Source organism: Acidovorax sp. 210-6 (genome assembly GCF_010020825.1).
In the GTDB taxonomy this organism is placed as follows: domain Bacteria; phylum Pseudomonadota; class Gammaproteobacteria; order Burkholderiales; family Burkholderiaceae_C; genus Simplicispira; species Simplicispira sedimenti.
In genome coordinates this window covers 3,901,526-3,921,394 of record NZ_JAACJE010000001.1, presented here as the reverse complement: position 1 = coordinate 3,921,394, position 19,869 = coordinate 3,901,526, and the positions used below count along the sequence as shown (strand labels likewise).

18 protein-coding genes are annotated in these 19,869 nt (G+C 68.6%); 15 read left to right on the top strand and 3 right to left on the bottom strand.

Annotated elements, in window-relative coordinates; genetic code table 11:
- Positions 1 to 42: 42 nt before the first annotated feature.
- Positions 43 to 744, top strand: a complete 702-nt coding sequence (locus GWK50_RS18250; RefSeq protein ID WP_162017772.1) for an anaerobic ribonucleoside-triphosphate reductase activating protein — start codon at positions 43 to 45, stop codon at positions 742 to 744.
- Positions 745 to 887: 143 nt separating this feature from the next.
- Here the strand turns inward: GWK50_RS18250 and GWK50_RS18245 are convergent, their stop codons facing one another.
- Together GWK50_RS18245 and GWK50_RS18240 are read right to left on the bottom strand one after the other, a co-directional pair.
- Positions 888 to 1,388: a DUF4411 family protein gene (locus tag GWK50_RS18245; protein ID WP_162017771.1), complete on the bottom strand. Its 501-nt coding sequence runs from the start codon at positions 1,386 to 1,388 to the stop codon at positions 888 to 890.
- Positions 1,385 to 2,527: an XRE family transcriptional regulator gene (locus GWK50_RS18240; protein ID WP_162017770.1), complete on the bottom strand. Its 1,143-nt coding sequence runs from the start codon at positions 2,525 to 2,527 to the stop codon at positions 1,385 to 1,387. The genes GWK50_RS18245 and GWK50_RS18240 overlap by 4 nt, the downstream gene beginning before the upstream one ends.
- 642 nt (positions 2,528 to 3,169) lie before the next feature.
- Here GWK50_RS18240 and ipdC point away from each other — a divergent pair.
- From ipdC to GWK50_RS20070, 5 genes are all read left to right on the top strand, one after another.
- Positions 3,170 to 4,831 (top strand): indolepyruvate/phenylpyruvate decarboxylase, encoded by a 1,662-nt coding sequence (gene ipdC / locus GWK50_RS18235; RefSeq protein WP_162017769.1) that lies wholly within the window; start codon positions 3,170 to 3,172, stop codon positions 4,829 to 4,831.
- Positions 4,832 to 4,944: 113 nt separating this feature from the next.
- A complete protein-coding gene (locus GWK50_RS18230; protein WP_162017768.1) occupies positions 4,945 to 6,351 on the top strand; it encodes an aldehyde dehydrogenase family protein in 1,407 nt (468 codons plus the stop codon).
- 5 nt (positions 6,352 to 6,356) lie between these two features.
- Positions 6,357 to 6,902, top strand: a complete 546-nt coding sequence (locus tag GWK50_RS18225) for a hypothetical protein (RefSeq protein ID WP_162017767.1) — start codon at positions 6,357 to 6,359, stop codon at positions 6,900 to 6,902.
- 87 nt (positions 6,903 to 6,989) lie between these two features.
- On the top strand, positions 6,990 to 8,342 hold the full coding sequence (gene yjjJ / locus GWK50_RS18220) for a type II toxin-antitoxin system HipA family toxin YjjJ (protein WP_162017766.1): 1,353 nt from the start codon (positions 6,990 to 6,992) through the stop codon (positions 8,340 to 8,342).
- 146 nt (positions 8,343 to 8,488) lie between these two features.
- Positions 8,489 to 9,775, top strand: coding sequence for a PAS domain-containing methyl-accepting chemotaxis protein (locus GWK50_RS20070; RefSeq protein WP_162017765.1), 1,287 nt, complete (start codon positions 8,489 to 8,491; stop codon positions 9,773 to 9,775).
- A 19-nt stretch (positions 9,776 to 9,794) separates the two neighbouring features.
- Here the strand turns inward: GWK50_RS20070 and recQ are convergent, their stop codons facing one another.
- Positions 9,795 to 11,654: a DNA helicase RecQ gene (gene recQ / locus GWK50_RS18210; protein ID WP_162017764.1), complete on the bottom strand. Its 1,860-nt coding sequence runs from the start codon at positions 11,652 to 11,654 to the stop codon at positions 9,795 to 9,797.
- A 244-nt stretch (positions 11,655 to 11,898) separates the two neighbouring features.
- Here recQ and GWK50_RS18205 point away from each other — a divergent pair, with 244 nt between their 5' ends.
- The 9 genes from GWK50_RS18205 to hutU all read left to right on the top strand — a co-directional run bounded on the left by GWK50_RS18205 (position 11,899) and on the right by hutU (position 19,869).
- Positions 11,899 to 12,372, top strand: coding sequence for a Spy/CpxP family protein refolding chaperone (locus tag GWK50_RS18205; protein ID WP_162017763.1), 474 nt, complete (start codon positions 11,899 to 11,901; stop codon positions 12,370 to 12,372).
- A gap of 120 nt (positions 12,373 to 12,492) precedes the next feature.
- Positions 12,493 to 12,786 carry a hypothetical protein gene (locus GWK50_RS18200; protein ID WP_162017762.1) on the top strand — a complete coding sequence of 98 codons (294 nt, stop codon included), beginning with the start codon at positions 12,493 to 12,495 and terminating at the stop codon, positions 12,784 to 12,786.
- Between the two features lie 7 nt (positions 12,787 to 12,793).
- Complete coding sequence (locus tag GWK50_RS18195; protein WP_162017761.1) at positions 12,794 to 13,480, top strand: response regulator transcription factor; 687 nt, start codon at positions 12,794 to 12,796, stop codon at positions 13,478 to 13,480.
- Positions 13,477 to 14,856: a HAMP domain-containing sensor histidine kinase gene (locus GWK50_RS18190; RefSeq protein ID WP_162017760.1), complete on the top strand. Its 1,380-nt coding sequence runs from the start codon at positions 13,477 to 13,479 to the stop codon at positions 14,854 to 14,856. Before GWK50_RS18195 ends, GWK50_RS18190 begins: the two co-directional genes overlap by 4 nt.
- A gap of 32 nt (positions 14,857 to 14,888) precedes the next feature.
- Complete coding sequence (locus tag GWK50_RS18185) at positions 14,889 to 15,161, top strand: YlcI/YnfO family protein (protein WP_162017759.1); 273 nt, start codon at positions 14,889 to 14,891, stop codon at positions 15,159 to 15,161.
- Positions 15,158 to 15,475 carry a type II toxin-antitoxin system RelE/ParE family toxin gene (locus tag GWK50_RS18180; RefSeq protein WP_162017758.1) on the top strand — a complete coding sequence of 106 codons (318 nt, stop codon included), beginning with the start codon at positions 15,158 to 15,160 and terminating at the stop codon, positions 15,473 to 15,475. Before GWK50_RS18185 ends, GWK50_RS18180 begins: the two co-directional genes overlap by 4 nt.
- A 75-nt stretch (positions 15,476 to 15,550) precedes the next feature.
- Positions 15,551 to 16,342, top strand: a complete 792-nt coding sequence (gene hutC / locus GWK50_RS18175) for a histidine utilization repressor (protein ID WP_162017757.1) — start codon at positions 15,551 to 15,553, stop codon at positions 16,340 to 16,342.
- A gap of 228 nt (positions 16,343 to 16,570) precedes the next feature.
- On the top strand, positions 16,571 to 18,124 hold the full coding sequence (hutH, locus tag GWK50_RS18170; protein WP_162017756.1) for a histidine ammonia-lyase: 1,554 nt from the start codon (positions 16,571 to 16,573) through the stop codon (positions 18,122 to 18,124).
- 26 nt (positions 18,125 to 18,150) lie between these two features.
- The gene (gene hutU / locus GWK50_RS18165; protein WP_162017755.1) at positions 18,151 to 19,869 is read left to right on the top strand and encodes a urocanate hydratase; all 1,719 of its coding nucleotides are present in this window, start codon (positions 18,151 to 18,153) and stop codon (positions 19,867 to 19,869) included.

Sequence of the window (19,869 nt, the reverse complement as noted above, 5' to 3'; positions counted from 1 at the left end):
TGCCCGCTGGCCGGGGCCGCGCCTGGGCACACGTCTTGAACCATGGATAGCGTGAGCGAAACCCTGTTGTCTGCCAACCCCCTGCGCATCGGCGGCATCACACCGCTCACCACCATCGACTTCCCCGGCCGCCTGGCCGCCGTGCTCTATGGTCAGGGCTGCCCCTGGCGCTGCGGCTACTGCCACAACCCCGAACTGCTCGACGCCACCACCCCCGCCACCGTGCCATGGCCCGAGGTGCTGGCCTTCTTGCAAAGCCGCCAGGGCCTGCTCGACGGCGTCGTCTTCTCTGGCGGCGAACCCACCCTGCAAGCCGCCTTGCCCGCCGCGCTGGCGCAAGTGCGCGCCCTGGGCTTTCAAACCGCACTGCACACCGGCGGCATGTATCCTGAACGCCTGCAAGCCCTGCTGCCCCTGCTCGATTGGGTGGGCCTGGACATCAAAGGCCCGCTGCACGCCTACGACGCCATCACCCGCACCCCCGGCAGCGGCGCCAAAGCCTTTGCATCGTTGCGCCACCTGCTCGCCAGCGGCGTGGCTTACGAGTGCCGCACCACCTGGCACGCGGGCCTGTTCAGTGCGGACGACCTGTTCGCCCTGGCCGACACGCTGGCCGATGCAGGCGTGGCCCACTGGGCGCTACAGGAATGCCGCGCGCCGGGCGCTGCCGTGTGGGCGCTGACCGCCGGGCAGGTGGAGCGGCTGGGGGCGCGGTTTTCGGGGTTTGTGGTGCGGCGGGGGTGAGGGGCAGATCACCGATAACCCCCCTTGGGCAAGCGAGCGCGAGCGACTGCTCAAGGCTGAATCAGACGCTTAAACCAAATGGATGTGTGAAGACAGGTGTGCGCAAAGGAGGCAGTCGCTTTGACGTGGGTTTGTTGCCCCATTCAATCCGCGAGGACAAACCTAGCGTCCGTTCGGCTTAGCAGTTCGAAGGTGTCGATCCAGGGCACGCCAAAGTGCTGGCAAACGTTCGGGATGCTGTACTTGCGCCGCATCTGCACGTTGAACTGCTCGTGGGTCACGATGACAGCATCTTGCGTGGTCATCGCCTTGGCGATAAGCCAGGGATCTGCGCCGTCCAAGAACTCTTCAAGGGCCCCGGCCTTCATCACTGCGGCCTGGGAGGCCACATGCGTAGCGACTTGGGCAAAGGCATGTTGCGTAGCCTCATCAGAGACGGGCAAGAACAGCCCGGCTTGGTTCTTAGCCCATTCAGCAAGTTCGTCGTTGCCTCGCTTTAGTTCAACACCGACGGGTTCGATGCTGGACACCACGCCGGCACCATGGCTGCGCTGCACCCAGCTCCAGTAAGCAGGGCAGACCGTCATGCGGTAGTAGCGGTTCTTCGCTTCGATCAGCGTATTGGCGTCAAGCAAATAGGTCATGCGCCGAGCTGCTCTGCGAAGTCACGGATTTTCGATGGCTGGACGCCCAGCAGTTTGCCGGCATCGCGCAGCAGCAGACGACCGCTGAATGCTTCGGCGATGACTGCTCTGGCGAAACGGGCGCTGTTCTTGGCTCCGGCGTTCCGATAAAAGCTGCCCCCGCCGCCCTCTTTGGCGCGGAAGGCATCGAGTTCCGCCCGGTAAAAAGTCGAGTACGTTGCGTGATCGATGAGGCCCATATCTAAGGCGCGGCGGATGATGACGAAACGGCTCACGTGAAATCGCTGCGCAAGTTCGGCTATGCGAACGGCCAAGTCTTGCGTAGCCGTCGCCCACAACTCACCAAAGACAATCGATGGGGCGAGGAACTCGCCCGCGACGCCGTTGCAGACAACCTCTTCACGATGGGTGCTGCCAGGCACCACATTGGAAATCCCGCTGCTGCCGATCCAGATGTGGGCTAGCTCATGCAACAGCGTGAACAGCCGGGCCGAGGGTGCATCGGAAGAGTTAATGAAGATGACTGGCGCCAGCGAGTGGCTAATGGCAAAACCTCGAAATTCGCCCACGTCGAGCTTCCGATGCGTGTTGTTGCCGACAATTCCGCTGCGCATCACTAGCACCCCGGCACGCTCCGACGCCTCAATCAACTCACGATAGTACGTTTCCCAGTTGCGCTGCCCTTGCTCGACATCCATGTCGAGGACATCACGGATGTCCTGGGCTATCCGCACCACGCTGGAGTTCGTGTTGAAGCGACCTACAAATGGCAAGGACTCGGCGCCCTGCTCTTGGAGGTACTCTGCGAACCAAGCCTGCCGCTGCATGGCATGCTGAACCGTTTCCATGAGGTTGACGCTAGGCCTGCCGACAGGGGCTCCACCCACGGTGCGCAGATCGGGCAGCGTGGGCTCCTCGGCAGGTGCCTCGGGCAAGAAGAGATAGCCGAACGGTGCATGCAGTGCGCTTGCGACATGCTGCGCCTGCCGGAAGGTCGGCTGAGCGTCTCCTTTCTCCCAAAGCTGGAACTGTTCGGGCTTCACACCGGCAGCAAGAGCCGCCTCGTTCGCGTCCAGTCCGACACGACCACGCGCCCAGCGAAGCATCGCCGGGTTGATCAGAGCGTGAGCATGGGCCATGTAGCGATTCTATGGAAACGTAGGCATCTTGCGGCTTGGGGCAAGCGAGAATCGCCCAGAGGGATGTCGAGCATGCCGATGCATTCGAATAACTTTCCATCGCTGCGGGAGAATGCTTATGGGCTTTCGCCAGTTGTGGGTATCGATCAGAGATGCGCCATTGGACCGCCCTGGTACTGCCGAGGGCGCATTGACTCAATGACTGTAATGTGCTCCAGTCTTTTAGTTTGGCGCGTGGCTGCCGCAGACCGCCATCGCTGCGAAACCGTCATTTTGTTGCACAACCTGAACGTCACTTCAAGGTCGATTTCGATCTTTGGCCAGCCCCACCTAGCAGCCTCTTTCCATCCGAACGCCCGGCACCAGCACCAATGCGTCGGCACGACATGCCTCCGAATTTTCCGTGCGCGCAGTGGAAGAATCAGCCACCTTTGACGCCCGAAGCACATCGGATCGAAACACACAATTAACGCGCGTTATGAATAAATTACGCAAACAAACTGCACACAATTTGCCTTAAAGACACAAATAATTGTGCATTTCGGCCATTGGTTTACGTCCTGCGTTTGATCCAGATCAGTGCCTTTGCCCCCCAGCCGCCACGATCATCCGGGCTTTGCAGAACCCCCCGGAGACATCCCCATGACCCTCGGCCTTGCGCTGTTGCGCGCCCTCAAGAACCACGGCGCGCAGGAAATTTTTGGTATTCCCGGCGACTTCATCCTGCCGCTGTTCAAGCAGATCGAGGAAAGCAACATCCTCCCCCTGGTCACGCTGAGCCACGAGCCCGCGCTGGGCTTTGCCGCCGACGCCGCCGCGCGCATGCACTGCGGCCTGGGCGTGGTGGCGGTCACCTACGGCGCGGGCGCGCTCAACGTCGTCAACGCCGTGGCCAGCGCCTACGCCGAGCGCTCGCCGCTGGTCATCCTGGCCGGCTGCCCCGGCGAGGTCGAGGCGCATTCGGGCCTGGTGCTGCACCACCAGGTGCGCCACATTGATTCGCAGTGGCGCATCTTCAGCGAGATCACCTGCGACCAGGTGCGCCTGTCCAACCCCGAGACGGCGCCGCAGGACATCGCCCGCGTGCTGCGCAACTGCCTGGAGCTGTCGCAGCCCGTGCTGATCGAGGTGCCGCGCGACATGACGCTGCACCCCATGGCCGAGGTGCCGGTGCTGCCGCCCAGCGCCTTCAGTGCGGATGCCGTGGCCGAGTGCGCGGATGAATGGATGGCGCGCATCCAGGCCGCCAAGCGCCCGGTGCTGGTGGTGGACGTGGAGGTGCGGCGCTTCGGCATCGAGGCGCGCGTGGCCGAGCTGGCGCGCCGCCTGCAGCTGCCCGTGCTCACCACCTTCATGGGGCGCGGCCTGCTGGCCGACGACGGCGTGCACTCCGGCGTGCAGTTGCACGGCACCTACCTGGGCGTGGCGGGCGCGCCCGAGACCAGCGCGCTGCTCGACGATTCCGACCTGCCCGTGATGCTGGGCGCCATCCTGTCGGACAACAACTTCGGCGTGAGCGCGCAGCGCATGGACTTCCGCCGCGCGCTCATCGCCGCGCACCGCGAGGCGCGCGTGGGCCACCACCTGTACCAGAACATCCCGCTGGCCGCGCTGGTCGAGGCGCTGCTGGAGCGCGCCCCGGCCGCGGGCCAGCGCACCGCGCACGCCCAGCCGCCGAAGCTGGAATACCCCACGGGCCTGGTGGCCGACGACGCACCGGTGTGCGCGGCCGACCTGAGCCGCGCGCTCAACGACCGCATCCTGGCGCACGGGCCCATGAACATCGTCTCCGACATCGGCGACTGCCTGTTCGCCGCCATGGAGCTGATGCCCACGCCGCTGGTGGCGCCGGGCTACTACGCCACCATGGGCTTCGGTGTGCCCGCCGGCATTGGCGCGCAGGTGGCCACGGGCCAGCGCAGCCTGATTCTGGTGGGCGACGGCGCCTTCCAGATGACGGGCTGGGAGCTGGGCAACTGCCCGCGCCTGGGGCTGGACCCCATCGTCATCGTGCTCAACAACCAGACCTGGGAAATGATCCGCGCCTTCCAGACCGAGTCGCGCTGCGCCGCGCTGGGCGACTGGCACCTGGCCGACGCCGCCGATGCCCTGGGTGGGCGCGGCCACCGCGTGCATACGCGTGCCCAGTTCAAGGCCGCGCTGGACGCCGCCTACGCCGAGCGCGGGCGCTTCCAGCTCATCGAGCTGATGGTGCCGCCGGGCGACAGCACGCCCACGCTGCGCCGCTTCTCCGAAGGCATCCGCGCGCTGCGTGCGCGGGCCGCGGCGGCCGCCACCACCTGATTGCTTCCCCCGCGCGGGGAATGCTCCGCAAGCCCCGCGCAGACGGGGCCGGGAGCGGCGCATCCGCGCCTTGCCTCGCGTTTCTTTGCCAGCCACCACCACAGGAGACAACCATGCCCGACTTCACCCTCACCATTGGCGGCCAGAACGTCGCGGGCGCCGCCCGCCCGATTCCGATCGTTGACCCGTCCACCGGCCAGGCCTTCACTGAAAGCCCCGCTGCCACCGTGGCCCAGCTCGACCAGGCGGTCGATGCTGCAGCGCAGGCCTTCGCCACCTGGCAGCACAGCAGCCACGCCGAGCGCAGCGCCGCGCTGGAGCGCGTGGCCGGGGCCATCGAACAGCACGCGGCCGAGCTGGCCGACCTTGTCGTGCGCGAGCAGGGCAAGCCCCTGGCGCTGGCGCAGATGGAAGTGGGCGGCGCCGTGGCCTGGACGCGCGCCGCCGCCGCGCTGGAGATCCCGGTCGAGGTGATTGAGCAGCGCGAAGGCAAGCGCATCGAGCTGCACCGCAAGCCGCTGGGCGTGGTGGGGTCCATCACACCGTGGAACTGGCCGCTGATGATCGCCGTGTGGCACATCATGCCGGCGCTGCGCGCGGGCAATGCGGTGGTCATCAAGCCCTCGCCGTTCACGCCGCTGTCCACGCTGCGCCTGGTGCAGATCATGGCCACCGTGCTGCCCGCAGGCCTGGTCAACAGCGTGGTGGGCGAGGCCGAGGTGGGCCAGGCCATGGCCGAGCACCCGCGCATCGCCAAGCTGGTGTTCACCGGCTCCACGCGCACGGGGCAGGACATCATGCGGCGCGCGGCGGGCAACCTCAAGCGCCTGACGCTGGAACTGGGGGGCAACGACGCGGCCATCGTGCTGCCGGGCACCGACACCGCCGCGATCGCCGAGGGCCTGTTCGCCACCGCCTTTCTCAATATGGGCCAGACCTGCGCCGCGCTCAAGCGCCTGTACGTGCACGAGAGCCAGGTCGATGCCGTGTGCGAGCAGCTCGCCGCCATCGCCGCGCACCAGGTGCTCGGCGGCGGCCTGGAGCCGGGTGTGACCTTCGGCCCGGTGCAGAACGCACCGCAGCTCGCGCGCGTCGAGGCGCTGGTGGAAGACGCCCGCGCCCAGGGCGCGCGCATCGTCTGCGGCGGCCAGCGGCTGGACCGGCCCGGCTACTTCTACGCGCCCACCATCGTCGCGGGCCTCTCCAACGGCGCGCGCCTGGTGGACGAGGAACAGTTCGGCCCCGTGCTGCCCGTCATCGCCTACCGCACGGTCGATGAAGCCGTGGCGCTGGCCAACGCCAGCAGCATGGGCCTGGGCGGCTCGGTCTGGGGCGAGGTGCAGGCAGCCACTGCCCTGGCGCCGCGCCTGGAGTGCGGCACGGTCTGGGTCAACGGCCACGCAGAGGTGCTGCCGCACTGCCCGTTCGGCGGCAGCAAGATGTCGGGCGTGGGCGTGGAGTTTGGCCTGGACGGCCTGCTCGAATACACCCAGCCGCAACTGCTGAACATCAACGGCTGAGTGTGATGGACGGCTACCTCGCCCTGGTGCGCGCCCAGCCCCTGGCCATGGCCATGCTGCAGTTCGCCGTGCTCGGCACGCTCGGTGACCTGCTCGGCGCCTGGCTGGCGGCGCGGCGCGTGCACTGGCCGCTGGGCGGCGGCCTGTGGTGGCGCAAGATGGCCAAGTGGGCGCTGCTGGCCGTGCCCATCAAGGTGGCCTTCGTGGGCTATGCGGGCTTCGTGCAGGCGCTCGCGGCCCACGGCTGGCTGCCCGCGGGCGAGCCGCTGCTGCTGGCGCTGGCCACCTCGGTGGCCATCAACCTGCAGTTCGGCCCGCTCTTGGTGCTGGGCCACCGCTGGCTCAACAACCGCATCAGCGGCACCAGCGGCTGGCAGCACATCGACCGTAGCCTGTGGAGCCTGGCCTGGTTTTGGGTGCCCGCGCACGCCGTCACCTTCGCGCTGCCGCCGGACTGGCGCATCGGCCTGGCGGCGCTGTGGTCGGTGGTGCTGGGGCTGATTCTGGGCATGTACAGCCCGGTGCGCCAGCGCCCGGTGGCGGCGGCCTGAGTGTGATATTTGTATAAAAATATCTATTCATTTGCGGTGCATACAAGAATGGAAACATCGCAGAAATATCTATTCATATAATGCTGCATGGCAGCACCGACCCCCCACACTGAAGGCATCCTGCAAGCCCTGCGCCGCCACGGCGGCGTGGCCACCAGTGCGCAACTGGTGGACGCGCTGGGCGTGAGCCAGCCCACGGTGTCGCGCGCGCTGGCGCCGCTGGTGCGCGCGGGCCGGGTGCGCAAGGTGGGCGCGGCGCGCTCGCAGCGCTACCTGTTGCCGCGCGTGGTGGCGGGGGTGGGTGATGACATCCCCATCCTGCGCGTCAACACCGCAGGCGTGCCCGCACCCTTTGGCCGCATGGTGCCGCTGGTGGGCGGCGCCTTCTGGGTGGATGAAGTGGATGGCGTGAGCGAGCGCCACGACGGCCTGCCCTGGTTCCTGTCCGACATGCGGCCCCAGGGCTTCATGGGGCGCAACTTTGCGCAACTGCACCCCGAGCTGCAACTGCCCCAGGACCCGCGCCACTGGTCCGACGACGACATGCTGCGCGCCCTGGCGCTGCGCGGCGAGGACCTGCCGGGCAACCTCATCGTGGGTGATGCCTCGCTCGCGCGCTTTCACACCCTGGGCCAGCGCCTGGCGCGCGCCGCCTCGGCCGACGACTACCCGCTGCTGGCCCGCAGCGCGCTGCAGGGGCAGTTGCCGGGTTCGTCGGCCGGTGGCGAGCAGCCCAAGTTCTGCTGCGTGACGCAGGGGCGCAGCGTGATCGTGAAGTTCTCCGGCGCGCTCGACACCCCTGCCGACCAGCGCACCCGCGACCTGCTGCACTGCGAGCACCTGGCCCTGCAGGTGCTGGCCCAAGCGGGCCTGCCGGCCGCGCCTGCGCAGGTGTTCGAGCGCGCGGGCCGGGTGTTTCTGGAGTCCGAGCGCTTCGACCGCTGCGCGCCCTGGCCGGACGATCCGGCGGGTGCGCCGCCGGGGCGCATCGGCATGGTCTCGCTGCTGGTGTACGACGCGCAATACGTGGGCGAAATGGACCACTGGGCCGCCACCGCCCAGCGCATGCAGGCGCGCGGCCTGCTCACCCCCGAAGACGCCCGCACGCTGCGCCTGCTGGACGCCTACGGCGCACTCATCGGCAACACCGACCGGCACTACGGCAACATCTCGCTGGTGCTGGTGGAGGACGACTGGCACCTCTCGCCCACCTACGACATGCTGCCCATGCTCTACATGCCTATCGCGGGCGAGGTGGTGCCACAAACCCTGGCCCTCGACCGCATGGTGCCCACGGCGGCCACGCTCGATGTGTGGCCGCAGGCGCGCGCGCTGGCGCGGGAGTTCTGGCAGTGTGTGGCCGACGATGCGCGCGTCTCGCAAGCCTTCCGGGAGATGGCACGCGCCCATGTGGCCCCACTGGCCCCCGCGCTGCCTTGACCCCGGCCCAACGTCCGGCACTGGGTCGGTGCTAGGATGAATTGGCGCAGGCAATGCGCTGCGTCTGCTGTTTTGCAGCGTTCAAGCACGGGCTTTTGCAGGGCGCGTGCCGTGTGTGTCTGTAGGTCTTCTCTCAGAGGTGGAGCATGTTCAAGTTGCTGCGTCGTTGGCGTTCTGCGGTCTGGGTGTTGGGGGCGCTCGATCGCTCCACGGCCATCGTGCACCTGGGCCTGGATGGCAAGGTCATCAAGGCCAACCCGCTGTTTGGCGATATTTTTGGTTTGCGGCCGCAGGAGCTGGAGGGCCAGCCGCACGCCATGCTGTGTGTGCCGGACTATGCCGCCAGCGCGCAGTACCAGGATTTCTGGCGGCGCCTGAGTGCTGGCGAGACCTTTGGTGGCTTGTTCCAGCGCCGCCACAAGGATGGGCACCTGGTCTGGCTGCGTGCCACCTACAACCCGGTGTTCAACGCTGCCGGCAAGGTGACGCGCATCGTCAAGCTGGCCTCGGACGTGACCGCGCAGGTGGAAGACCGCCTGCGCAGCACCGGCGTGTTGGAGGCCATCGACCGGTCCATGGCCGTGATCGCTTTCAGCCCCGACGGCCACATTCAGCACGCGAACGGCAATTTTTTGCAGTGCATGGGTTACCAGCTCGATGACGTGCTGGGGCAGCACCACCGCATGTTCTGCACGCGCGACTACGCAGCCAGCCCTGCCTACGCATCGTTCTGGGACGGTTTGCGCCAGGGGCGCTACCACCAGGGGCAGGTGCAGCGGGTGAGCCGCCAGGGCCGCACCGTGTGGCTGGAGGCCAGCTACAACCCCGTCTTCACCCAGGAGGGCACCGTCTCTGGCGTGGTGAAGGTGGCCACCGACATTACCGACAAGGTGATGCAAGGCCAGGCGCGCCAGCAGGGGGTGGACACGGCCTACCAGATCGCGCACGAGACACAGGGCCTCTCCACGCAGAGCGGGCACACGGTGCAGCAGGCGGTGCAGCGCATTGAGGCCATGGCGGCGGCCTTTGAGGACGCGGTGCAGCGCGTGACGGCGCTGGGCCGACAGACCCAGGGCATTGGCGCCACCGTGGGCGCGATCCGGCGTGTGGCCGATCAGACCAACCTGCTGGCGCTCAATGCCGCCGTTGAGGCCGCGCGGGCCGGGGAGTCTGGGCGCGGCTTTGCCGTGGTGGCGGGCGAGGTGCGCCAACTGGCGGCCAACAGCAAGGCGGCCACGGACGACATCAGCCAGACCATTGCCGCCATCCAGACCGAAGTGGCCGCTCTCACCGCGACCATGCAGGCCGGACTGGCCACGGTGCAGGAAGGGGTGGTTTTGGCCAACCAGGCCGTGCAGTCCATGGAGCTGATCCAGCAGGATGCACGCAAGGTGGTGGACGCCGTGCAGGCCTTGCGCTCCGAGGGCGGCTGAGCAGGCCAGCCGTGCGGTGTCAGACCGTGCGCACCACGCGCAGCACGTCTTCGCCGTAGGCTTCGAGCTTTTTCGCGCCCATGCCGCTGATGCCCTGCAGGTCGTCCAGCGTGGCCGGGCAGCGCTCGGCAATCGCCGCCAGCGTGGCATCGTGGAAGATCACGTAGGCCGGCAAGTTGTGCTCGCGCGCCACCTCGGCGCGCCAGGCCTTGAGGTTGATGAAGCGCACCTGCGCCTCCTGGCCCAGGTTGGCGGCGGCTGCAGGCGGCGCGCTCGCGCGGCGCGCCTTCTTGGGCGCGGCGTGGGCCGTGGCCTCGCGCAGCAGCACGCTTTGTTCGCCGCGCAGCACGGGGCGCGAGCCGTCGGTGAGGGTCAGCGTGTCGAAACTGTGGCCGTTGTCCATGCTCACCTTGTGCAGGCCCACGGCGCCGGTGGCCAGCAGTTGGCGCAGCACGCCGCGCAACTGCGCCTCGGTGTACTCCTTGCCCAGGCCGAAAGTGGATAGCTTGTCGTGCCCGAACTGCTGCACCTTCTCGGTGTCCTTGCCGCGCACGATGTCCATGATGTGGCCGGTGCCAAAGGTCAGCCCGCTGGCCGCGTGCACGCGGTAGATGGTGGAGAGCAGCTTGCGCGCCGCGTCGGTGCCATCCCACACCGGCGGCGGGTTCAGGCAGTTGTCGCAGTTGCCGCAAGGTTGCGAGGCTTCGCCGAAGTAGGCCAGCAGGCGCACGCGCCGGCAGTCCGTGGCCTCGGCCAGGCCCAGCAGGGCGTCGAGCTTGCCGCGCATCACGGCCTTGAATTCCTCGGCGGCGGGGCTCTCGTCGATCATGCGGCGCTGGTTCACCACATCCTGCAGGCCATAGGCCATCCAGGCGTCGGCAGGGAGGCCGTCGCGGCCCGCGCGGCCGGTTTCCTGGTAGTAGCCCTCGATGTTCTTGGGCATGTCCACGTGGGCCACAAAGCGCACGTCGGGCTTGTCGATGCCCATGCCGAAGGCGATGGTCGCCACCATCACGATGCCTTCCTCGCGCAGGAAGCGGTCCTGGTGGCGCTGGCGCACTTCTGGCGCCAGGCCGGCGTGGTAGGGCAGGGCGTTGAGGCCGGCCTCGCACAGCGTGTCGGCCAGCTCATCCACGCGCTTGCGCGACTGGCAATAGACCACGCCCGCGTCCTCGGGGTGTTCGCGCTCGATGAAGCGCAGCAGCTGCGTGGTGGCGTCCTTCTTTTCCTCCAGCCGATAGCGGATGTTGGGCCGGTCGAAGCTGCTGACGAACTGCCGCGCCTCCTGCAGCTGCAGGCGCTCGACGATGTCGGCGCGCGTGAGCGCATCGGCCGTGGCCGTGAGGGCGATGCGCGGCACGCTGGCGTAGCGCTCGTGCAGCACGGTGAGCTGGCGGTACTCGGGCCGGAAGTCGTGCCCCCATTGGCTCACGCAGTGCGCCTCGTCGATGGCGAACATCGACAGTTGGCCGCGCTGGTACAGGCCGTCCAGCAGTTCCAGGAAGCGCGGCGTGGTCAGCCGTTCGGGCGCGGCGTAGAGCAGGGTGATCTCGCCGCGGGCCAGGCGCCGCTCCACGTCCAGTGCCTGCTGCCAGTCCAGCGTGGAATTGAGGAAAGCCGCCTCCACCCCCGCCTCGTGCAGCGCGCCCACCTGGTCGTGCATCAGCGCGATCAGTGGCGACACCACGATGGCCACGCCCTGGCCCGCCCGCTGGCGAGCTATGGCCGGCACCTGGTAGCACAGGCTTTTGCCGCCGCCCGTGGGCATGAGCACCAGCGCGTCGCCGCCCGCCACCACATGCGCCACGATGGCCTCCTGCGGGCCACGGAAGCGCTCGTAGCCGAAGACGTCTTTCAGGATGGAGTGCGCGGGGGACAAAAATTTGCTCTTGAATGTATAGCTGCCAGCGCAGGATGGACGGGCGCTGGAGGCTTGTTTTGCATGAAATGCCGGGCGCCGTGCGGGCCGGGTCTGCATGATTATCGGCAATCGCGCGGCAGCCCCTGGCCGGGGCGTCGCTGAAACAAACCGAAATAAACCGAAACCGTGCGGAGAAGACGCCAGCGCGCCCGCGCCGCACCATGGAGGCCATGTTCCACAGCGTCCCGAAAGGACCCGCACCATGAAATCCTGGATCAAGAAAGCCCTCGTCGGCCTGTTCGGCGCCACCATCCTCGTCGGCGGCCTCACCGCCTGCTCGGGCGGCCACTACCACCGCCACGGCCCCATGGACGCCGAGCGCATGGCCGAGGTGCGCGGCAAGGTGATGGAGCGCGTCGGCAGCAAGCTCGACCTGAACGAGGCGCAGAAGCAAAAGCTCGCCACGCTGGCCGACAAACTGCAGGCCCAGCGCGCGGCCCTCGTGGGCCAGGCGGGTGACCCGCGTGCCGAGGTGCAGGCCCTGGTGGCGGGCGAGAAGTTCGACCGCGCCCGCGCCCAGGCCCTGATTGATGAGAAGCTGCGCGCCGTGCAGACCGGCAGCCCCGAGGTGCTGACCGCCATGGCCGACTTCTACGACAGCCTCAATCCCGAGCAGCAGCAGAAGGTGCGCGAGCTGATGCAGCGCCGCCGGGGCTGGATGGGCCGCCACGGCTGATGCGGCTTGGCATTCCATCAGATAGCGTCGTCGGGGCGCCTTGCCGTGCGATAGCACTGTCTGCGGCTTCCCGCCTAGTTCTCCGATGGAATGCCAACCCGCATGAAACAGGTGATGGCCATGACCACCACGCACGAACCCCTGCACAGTCTGGCGCGCGATCTGCGCGCGCATGGCCCGGTGCTGCTGGCGGGCATGCCGCAGCCGCACGACGAACTGCTGGCCCTGGTCTGGGGCCCGCGCTTTGACCGCGAGCACGCCCTGGGCCTGGTGGCACGCCAGCCTGCGCACGCTGCGCTGACTCTGCCCGCGTTGCTGCAGGCCGCCGACCGCTTTGATGCCCTGCACGCCCCGGCCCAGCGGCGCCTGCGGCAGATGATCCTGCGGCACCGCGCGCGCTGTGCTGCGGTGTAATCGCTCCATGCCCCGCATCCTGCTCATCGACGACGACGAACAGCTCGGCCCGCCGCTGGCCGCTTACTTCCAGCGCTTCGAGCTGGAACTGGTGCAGGCGCTGCGCCCCAGCGCGGGGCTGGAGCTGCTGGCCCAGGGCGGTTTTGGCGCCGCCATCCTCGACGTGATGCTGCCCGAGATGGACGGCTTTGCGCTGTGCCGCACCATCCGGCGCAGCAGCGACCTGCCCATCGTTATGCTCACCGCGCGCGGCGAAGTCATGGACCGCGTGGTGGGCCTGGAACTCGGCGCCGACGACTACCTGCCCAAGCCCTTCGAGCCGCGCGAGCTGGTGGCCCGCCTGCAGACCGTGCTGCGCCGCCGCCGTGCGAGCAGCCCGGCCGATGCGCCCGGCCTGCTCGAATTCGAGGGCCTGCGCATCGACGCCGCGCGCCGCAGCGTGCAGTGCCTGGGCCGCGATGTCGAACTGACCGGCACCGAATTCGACCTGCTGCACCTGCTGGCGCGCGAGAGCGGCCGCGTGCTCTCGCGCGACGACATCCTCAACCAGCTGCGCGGCCACGAGGCCGAGCTGTACACGCGCGCCGTGGACATCGTGGTCAGCCGCTTGCGCAAGAAGCTCGAACCGCTGGACTGCATCAAGACATTGCGCAACGCGGGCTACTCGCTGGCGCTGCGCCGGGTGGCCGGATGAAACCCTGGTGCGACGACGACCCGCACTGCCCCTGGCACCAGCGCGCGCGCCTGGCGCTGCGGCGCTCGCTACGCTGGCGCCTGGTGCTGGTGTTCCTGGTGCTGGCGCTGGCGCTGGCGGTCACCTTCATCGGCGGCGTGCAGAAGGCGCTCTCGGTGGGCTGGCGCGCCGCCGCGCGCCCGCTGCTGGTGGACTACGTGGACCGCCTGGCGCAAGAGGTCGGCAGCCCGCCGAGCATCGTGCGTGCCCAGGCCCTGGTGCAGCGCCTGCCCATCACCATCCGCATTGAAGGGCCCCAGGTGAACTGGGCCTCGCACCCCGAACTGCCCCGGCCCGCATGGGTGAACGGCACCACCGGGCGCGAGCCGCCCTGGCGCAATGGCGACGACCAGAACCTGCTGCGCCGCACCACGGCCGACGGCCACCGGCTGGAATTCGGACTGCACGTGCTGGGCTGGGAGCAGCGCCCGCGCATCGCCTGGGTCACGCTGGGCGTGCTGCTGCTGCTCACGGCGCTGGCCTACCTCTACGTGCGGCGCCTGCTGCGCCCGCTGGACGACATCCGCGCCGGTGCTCAGCGCTTCGGCGCCGGCGCGTTCGACCAGCCCATCCCCGTGCGCCATGCGCACAGGCCCGACGAGCTGGGGCAACTGGCCGCTACCATCAACACCATGGGCGAAGACATCCACCAGATGCTGGAGGCCAAGCGTGCCCTGCTGCTGGCCATGAGCCACGAGCTGCGCAGCCCGCTGACGCGCGCGCGCCTCAACGCCGAGCTGCTGCCCGACACCGCCGAGGCCCAGGCGCCGCGCCAGGCGCTGCTGCGCGACCTGGGCGAGATGGCGCGCGTCATCACCGACCTGCTGGAGAGCGAGCGCCTGGCCGCCCCCCACGCCGCGCTGCACCGCGAGGCCGTGGACCTGGTGGAGCTGGCGCACGATGTGATCGCCGAGCTGGGCGACCGCCACCCTGGCGCCGCCGCCATTCGCGTGCTGGTGCCGTCCGCACTGCCCGCGTTGCCGCTGGACCGCGCACGCATGCGCCTGCTGCTGCGCAACCTGCTTGACAACAGCCTGCGCCACAGCGAGCCCGGCGTGCCGCCACCCGAGTTGCACCTGCGCTGGCAGAACGAAGCGGTGGAGATCGTGGTGCGCGACCACGGCCCCGGCGTTCCGCCCGAGCACCTGGCGCAGCTCGCCCAGGCCTTCTACCGCCCCGACAGCGCACGCCAGCGCACCACCGGCGGCGTGGGCCTGGGCCTGTACCTGTGCCGCCTGGTGGCGCAGGCGCATGGCGGGCGGCTGGAGTTGCGCAACGCCCAGCCGGGGCTGGAGGTGCGGGTGCTGCTGCCGGTGGAGGCGGCTTTCAGCGGGTAGGTGGCGCATCGCATTTGCATTACACTGACCGCATGAAAACCGCCACCCTCCCTCCCGTCCGCATTGAGCCCGCGTTCCGGCAGCAAGTGGAAGAAGTGCTGCAACCCGGTGAGACGCTCACGCAGCTGGTGGAAAGCGCCGTGCGCACGGCTGTTGCGGCGCGCAAGAGCCAGGCCGAATTTTTGCGCCGCGGCATCCAGGCCATCGAAACGACCCGCCTGGAGGCCACGGGCATACCCGCCGAGCAGGTGATGGCAGGGTTAGAGCGCCGCCTCGCCGCAGCACGCCAGTCCCGCACCCGATGAGGTACCGGGTCGAGTTCAGCCCGGAGGCCGCAGAGGACTTGCAGCGGCTGTTCGAGCATGTGCTGGAGCGCGAACTGAACAGCCCGACCGGCGATCTGGAGGTGGCAGAGCGTGCGCTCCAGGCCATCAAGAGCGGCGTGGATTTGCTGGCACTGACGCCCTTTTCATGCCGCAAGGTGGGCAGCAGCCCGTTCCTGCGTGAGTTGGTCATTCCATTTGGTGCATCGGGCTACGTGGCCTTGTTTGAGATCGTCGAAAGCGACCGGGTGATCGTCGGTGCGGTGCGCCACCAGCGGGAAGACGACTACCACTGATGGCCCGGCAGCCTGGGTGGCTGCTTGACGACCTGTTCGATTGTGGTTAAGCTGTCTATACAGGCTTATTTGACTATGTCGCGTTCCACTTCCACCCGCACCGCCAGCCCTTCCCGCCGCCCGGCATCCAGCCCGGCGGCCGCGCCCGCCCTGGCGCTGTACGAGCAGGTCAAGGACTTCATCGTGCGCCGCATCCAGGACGGCAGTTGGCGCGCGGGCGACCGGCTGCCGTCCGAGAGCGAGCTGGTGGCGCAGTTCGGCATTTCGCGTATGACCGTGAACCGCGCCCTGCGCGAGCTGACGGAGCAGGGCCGCATCGTGCGCGTGGCGGGGGTGGGCAGTTTCGTGGCGGAAGACAAGCCGCAGTCCACGCTGCTGCAGATCGCCAACCTGGCCAGCGAGATACGCCAGCGCGGCCACGACTACCGCTGCGATGTGCTCGCCGTCCGGCGCGCCGCCGCCACGCTGGAGGTGGCCGCCGCGCTGGACCTGGGCACGGGGGCTTCCGTGTTCCACACGCAATGCGTGCACCGCGAGAACGGCGTGCCGGTGCAGCTCGAAGACCGCCACGTGAACCCGGCCCTGGCGCCCGATTTCCTGGCGCAGGACTTCACCAGCGTGCCGCCCTCCGAATACCTGCTGCGCAGCGTACCGTTCGACCAGGTCGAGCATGTGGTCGATGCCGTGCTGCCCACGCCCGAACAGGCCGCGTTGCTGGAGATGCCGGCGCACGAGCCCTGCCTGCTGCTCACGCGCCGCACCTGGTCGCGCGGCGTGCCCGTGACCGTGGTGCGCTGCCTGCACCCGGCCTCGCGCTACCGGCTCGGCAGCCGTTTTCGCACCGACGGCCACCCCGTCGCTGGTTGAATATGAAACAACCCCCTGTGGCGCTGCGCGCCTTCCCCCTTCTCTCGCATTGCTGCGCAATGCGGGAAGGGGGACGCCACCAGCGCGGCGGGGCGGCCCTTGCGCGTTGGCCGCTGGCCTGCGCCATGCCTCCGCACAGCCTAGTGGACTGAACTCGGGCCATCTGCAGCCAACACGAACAACCATCGCGCAACTTTGATTTTCACTTGTATAGACAGGACTGGCACCATGACCACCCCCATCACCCTCGACCCCGGCCATGTCACGCTGGCGCAGCTGCGCCGCATCCACGCCGGTGGCGTGCAATTCACGCTCGACCCCTCGGCGCAGGCCGGTATGCAGGCCGCGCTGGCCACGGTGCAGCGCATCGTTGAGGAAGACCAGGTGGTCTATGGCATCAACACCGGCTTCGGCAAGCTGGCCAGCACGAAGATCGCCCACGAGCGCCTGGCCGAGCTGCAGCGCAACCTGGTGCTGTCGCACAGCGTGGGCACCGGCGAGGCGCTGCCCGATGGCGTGGTGCGTCTGGTGCTGGCCACCAAGGCCGTGAGCCTGGCGCGCGGACATTCGGGTATCCGCCCCGCCATCGTGGACGCGCTGCTGGCGCTGGCCAACGCCAACGTGCTGCCGGTCATCCCCGCCAAGGGCTCGGTGGGCGCCTCGGGCGACCTCGCGCCGCTGGCGCACCTGGCCTGCGTGCTGATTGGCGAAGGCCAGGCCACGGTGGACGGCAAGGTGGTGTCGGGCGCCGAGGCCATGGCCGCCGTGGGCCTGCAGCCCTTTGTGCTCGGCCCCAAGGAAGGCCTGGCGCTGCTCAACGGCACGCAGGTGTCCACCGCCCTGGCGCTGGCCGGCCTGTTCGGCGCGGAAGACGTGTTCTGTGCCGCGCTGGTGGCGGGCGCGCTCTCGCTCGAAGCCATCAAGGGCTCGGTCAAGCCGTTCGATGCGCGCATCCACGCGGCACGCGGCCAGGCCGGGCAGATCGCCGTGGCGGCCGCCGTGCGCGCGCTGCTCGACGGCAGCCAGATCGACCCCTCGCACCCGCACTGCGGCCGCGTGCAGGACCCGTACTCCATCCGCTGCATTCCCCAGGTTATGGGCGCCTGCCTGGACAACCTGCAGCACGCCGCGCGCGTGCTGCGCACCGAAGCCAATGCGGCGTCCGACAACCCGCTGGTCTTCACCGCGTTGACCGAAGGGACTGCAGGTGCTGGCGAGGTGATCTCGGGCGGCAACTTCCATGCCGAGCCCGTGGCCTTCGCGGCCGACATCATCGCGCTCGCCGTGGCCGAGATCGGTGCCATCTCCGAGCGCCGCCTGTCGCTGCTGCTCGACCCCGGCCTTTCGGGCCTGCCCGCCTTCCTGATCCGGGACAGCGGCGTGAACTCGGGCTTCATGATCGCCCAGGTCACAGCCGCCGCGCTGGCCGCCGAGAACCAGTGCCTGGCCAACCCGAGCAGCGTGACCAGCCTGCCCACCTCGGCCAACCAGGAGGACCATGTGTCCATGGCCACCTACGGCGCGCGCCGCCTGCTCGACATGGTGCGCAACGCGGCGGTGATGGTGGGCATTGAGGCCATGTCGGCCGCGCAGGGCATGGAGTTCGACCGCTCGCTGAAGTCCTCCCCGCTCGTCGAGGAACAGTTCGCCGCCATCCGCCGCCGCGTGGCCTTCCTGGAACAGGACCGCTACCTCGCGCCCGACATCGAAGCCATGCGCGCCTGGGCACAGCAAAGCAGCTGGCCCGCGCCGCTGCTGGCCTGCATGCCCAGCCACGAATAAACCGCACCCTTCAAGGAGCCCTTGCCATGAACGCCCACGACGCCAACCTCACCCCCGCCACCGACCCGCGCCACGACCCCACGCGCGTCATCCGCGCCCCGCGCGGTAGCGAACTGCACTGCAAGAACTGGCTGGCCGAAGCGGCCTACCGCATGGTGCAGAACAACCTCGACCCCGAGGTGGCCGAGCGCCCGCAGGACCTCGTGGTTTACGGCGGCATCGGCCGCGCGGCGCGCGACTGGGAGTGCTTCGACCAGATCCTGGCATCGCTCAAGGATCTCAACGACGATGAGACCCTGCTCGTGCAATCGGGCAAGCCCGTGGGCGTGTTCAAGACCCATGCCAACGCACCGCGCGTGCTGCTGGCCAACTCCAACCTCGTGCCAAAGTGGGCCAACTGGGAGCACTTCAACGAACTCGACCGCAAGGGCCTGTTCATGTACGGCCAGATGACGGCCGGCAGCTGGATCTACATCGGCAGCCAGGGCATCGTGCAGGGCACCTTCGAGACCTTCGTCGAGGCCGGCCGCCAGCACTACAACAACGACCTGTCGGGCAAGTGGATCCTCACCGCCGGCCTGGGCGGCATGGGCGGCGCCCAGCCCCTGGCCGCCACGCTGGCCGGCGCCTGCTCGCTCACCATCGAATGCCAGCAAAGCAGCATCGACTTCCGCCTGCGCTCGCGCTACCTGGACGAGCAGGCCACCGACCTGGACGATGCGCTGGCGCGCATCCAGCGCTACACGCAAGAGAAGAAGGCCATTTCCATCGGCCTCTTGGGCAACGCCGCCGACATCCTGCCCGAACTGGTGCGCCGCGCCCGGGCCGGGGGTATCAAGCCCGACCTGGTGACCGACCAGACCAGCGCCCACGACCTCATCCACGGCTACCTGCCCAGCGGCTGGACCGTGCCGCAGTGGCAGGCCGCCCAGAAAGACCCCGCGCAGCATGGTTCGCTCAAGGCCGCCGCAGCCACAAGCTGCGCCGTCCATGTGCGGGCCATGCTCGACTTCCAGGCCATGGGCATCCCCACGGTGGACTACGGCAACAACATCCGCCAGGTGGCGTTTGATGAGGGCGTGCAGAACGCCTTCGACTTCCCCGGCTTCGTGCCCGCCTACATCCGCCCGCTGTTCTGCGAGGGCAAGGGGCCATTCCGCTGGGTGGCGCTCTCGGGCGACCCCGAGGACATCTACAAGACCGACGCCAAGATCAAGGAACTGTTCCCCGACAACCACCACACGCACCGCTGGCTCGACATGGCGCGCGAGCGCATTGCCTTCCAGGGCCTGCCCGCGCGCATCTGCTGGCTGGGCCTGGGCGAGCGCCACCGCGCCGGCCTGGCCTTCAACGAGATGGTGAAAAACGGCGAGCTCAAGGCCCCCATCGTCATCGGCCGCGACCACCTCGACACCGGAAGCGTGGCCAGCCCCAACCGCGAGACTGAGGCCATGCGCGACGGCACCGACGCCGTCTCCGACTGGCCGCTGCTCAACGCCCTGCTCAACACCGCCGGCGGCGCCACCTGGGTGAGCCTGCACCATGGCGGCGGCGTGGGCATGGGCTACAGCCAGCACTCGGGCATGGTGATCGTGGCCGACGGCACGGAGGCCGCCGCCGAGCGCCTGGCGCGCGTGCTGGTCAACGACTGCGGCTCGGGCGTGATGCGCCATGCCGACGCGGGCTACGAGCTGGCCATCGCCACGGCCAAGAAGCAGGGCCTCAAGCTGCCCATGGTCCGCTGA

Excerpts from the sequence above, each read along its gene's own strand:
- GWK50_RS18250 (WP_162017772.1), top strand. The coding sequence starts at position 43 with ATGGATAGCGTGAGCGAAACCCTGTTGTCTGCCAACCCCCTGCGCATC.
- GWK50_RS18245 (WP_162017771.1), bottom strand. The coding sequence starts at position 1,388 with ATGACCTATTTGCTTGACGCCAATACGCTGATCGAAGCGAAGAACCGC.
- GWK50_RS18240 (WP_162017770.1), bottom strand. The coding sequence starts at position 2,527 with ATGGCCCATGCTCACGCTCTGATCAACCCGGCGATGCTTCGCTGGGCG.
- ipdC (WP_162017769.1), top strand. The coding sequence starts at position 3,170 with ATGACCCTCGGCCTTGCGCTGTTGCGCGCCCTCAAGAACCACGGCGCG.
- GWK50_RS18230 (WP_162017768.1), top strand. The coding sequence starts at position 4,945 with ATGCCCGACTTCACCCTCACCATTGGCGGCCAGAACGTCGCGGGCGCC.
- GWK50_RS18225 (WP_162017767.1), top strand. The coding sequence starts at position 6,357 with ATGGACGGCTACCTCGCCCTGGTGCGCGCCCAGCCCCTGGCCATGGCC.
- yjjJ (WP_162017766.1), top strand. The coding sequence starts at position 6,990 with ATGGCAGCACCGACCCCCCACACTGAAGGCATCCTGCAAGCCCTGCGC.
- GWK50_RS20070 (WP_162017765.1), top strand. The coding sequence starts at position 8,489 with ATGTTCAAGTTGCTGCGTCGTTGGCGTTCTGCGGTCTGGGTGTTGGGG.
- GWK50_RS18205 (WP_162017763.1), top strand. The coding sequence starts at position 11,899 with ATGAAATCCTGGATCAAGAAAGCCCTCGTCGGCCTGTTCGGCGCCACC.
- GWK50_RS18200 (WP_162017762.1), top strand. The coding sequence starts at position 12,493 with ATGACCACCACGCACGAACCCCTGCACAGTCTGGCGCGCGATCTGCGC.
- GWK50_RS18195 (WP_162017761.1), top strand. The coding sequence starts at position 12,794 with ATGCCCCGCATCCTGCTCATCGACGACGACGAACAGCTCGGCCCGCCG.
- GWK50_RS18190 (WP_162017760.1), top strand. The coding sequence starts at position 13,477 with ATGAAACCCTGGTGCGACGACGACCCGCACTGCCCCTGGCACCAGCGC.
- GWK50_RS18185 (WP_162017759.1), top strand. The coding sequence starts at position 14,889 with ATGAAAACCGCCACCCTCCCTCCCGTCCGCATTGAGCCCGCGTTCCGG.
- GWK50_RS18180 (WP_162017758.1), top strand. The coding sequence starts at position 15,158 with ATGAGGTACCGGGTCGAGTTCAGCCCGGAGGCCGCAGAGGACTTGCAG.
- hutC (WP_162017757.1), top strand. The coding sequence starts at position 15,551 with ATGTCGCGTTCCACTTCCACCCGCACCGCCAGCCCTTCCCGCCGCCCG.
- hutH (WP_162017756.1), top strand. The coding sequence starts at position 16,571 with ATGACCACCCCCATCACCCTCGACCCCGGCCATGTCACGCTGGCGCAG.
- hutU (WP_162017755.1), top strand. The coding sequence starts at position 18,151 with ATGAACGCCCACGACGCCAACCTCACCCCCGCCACCGACCCGCGCCAC.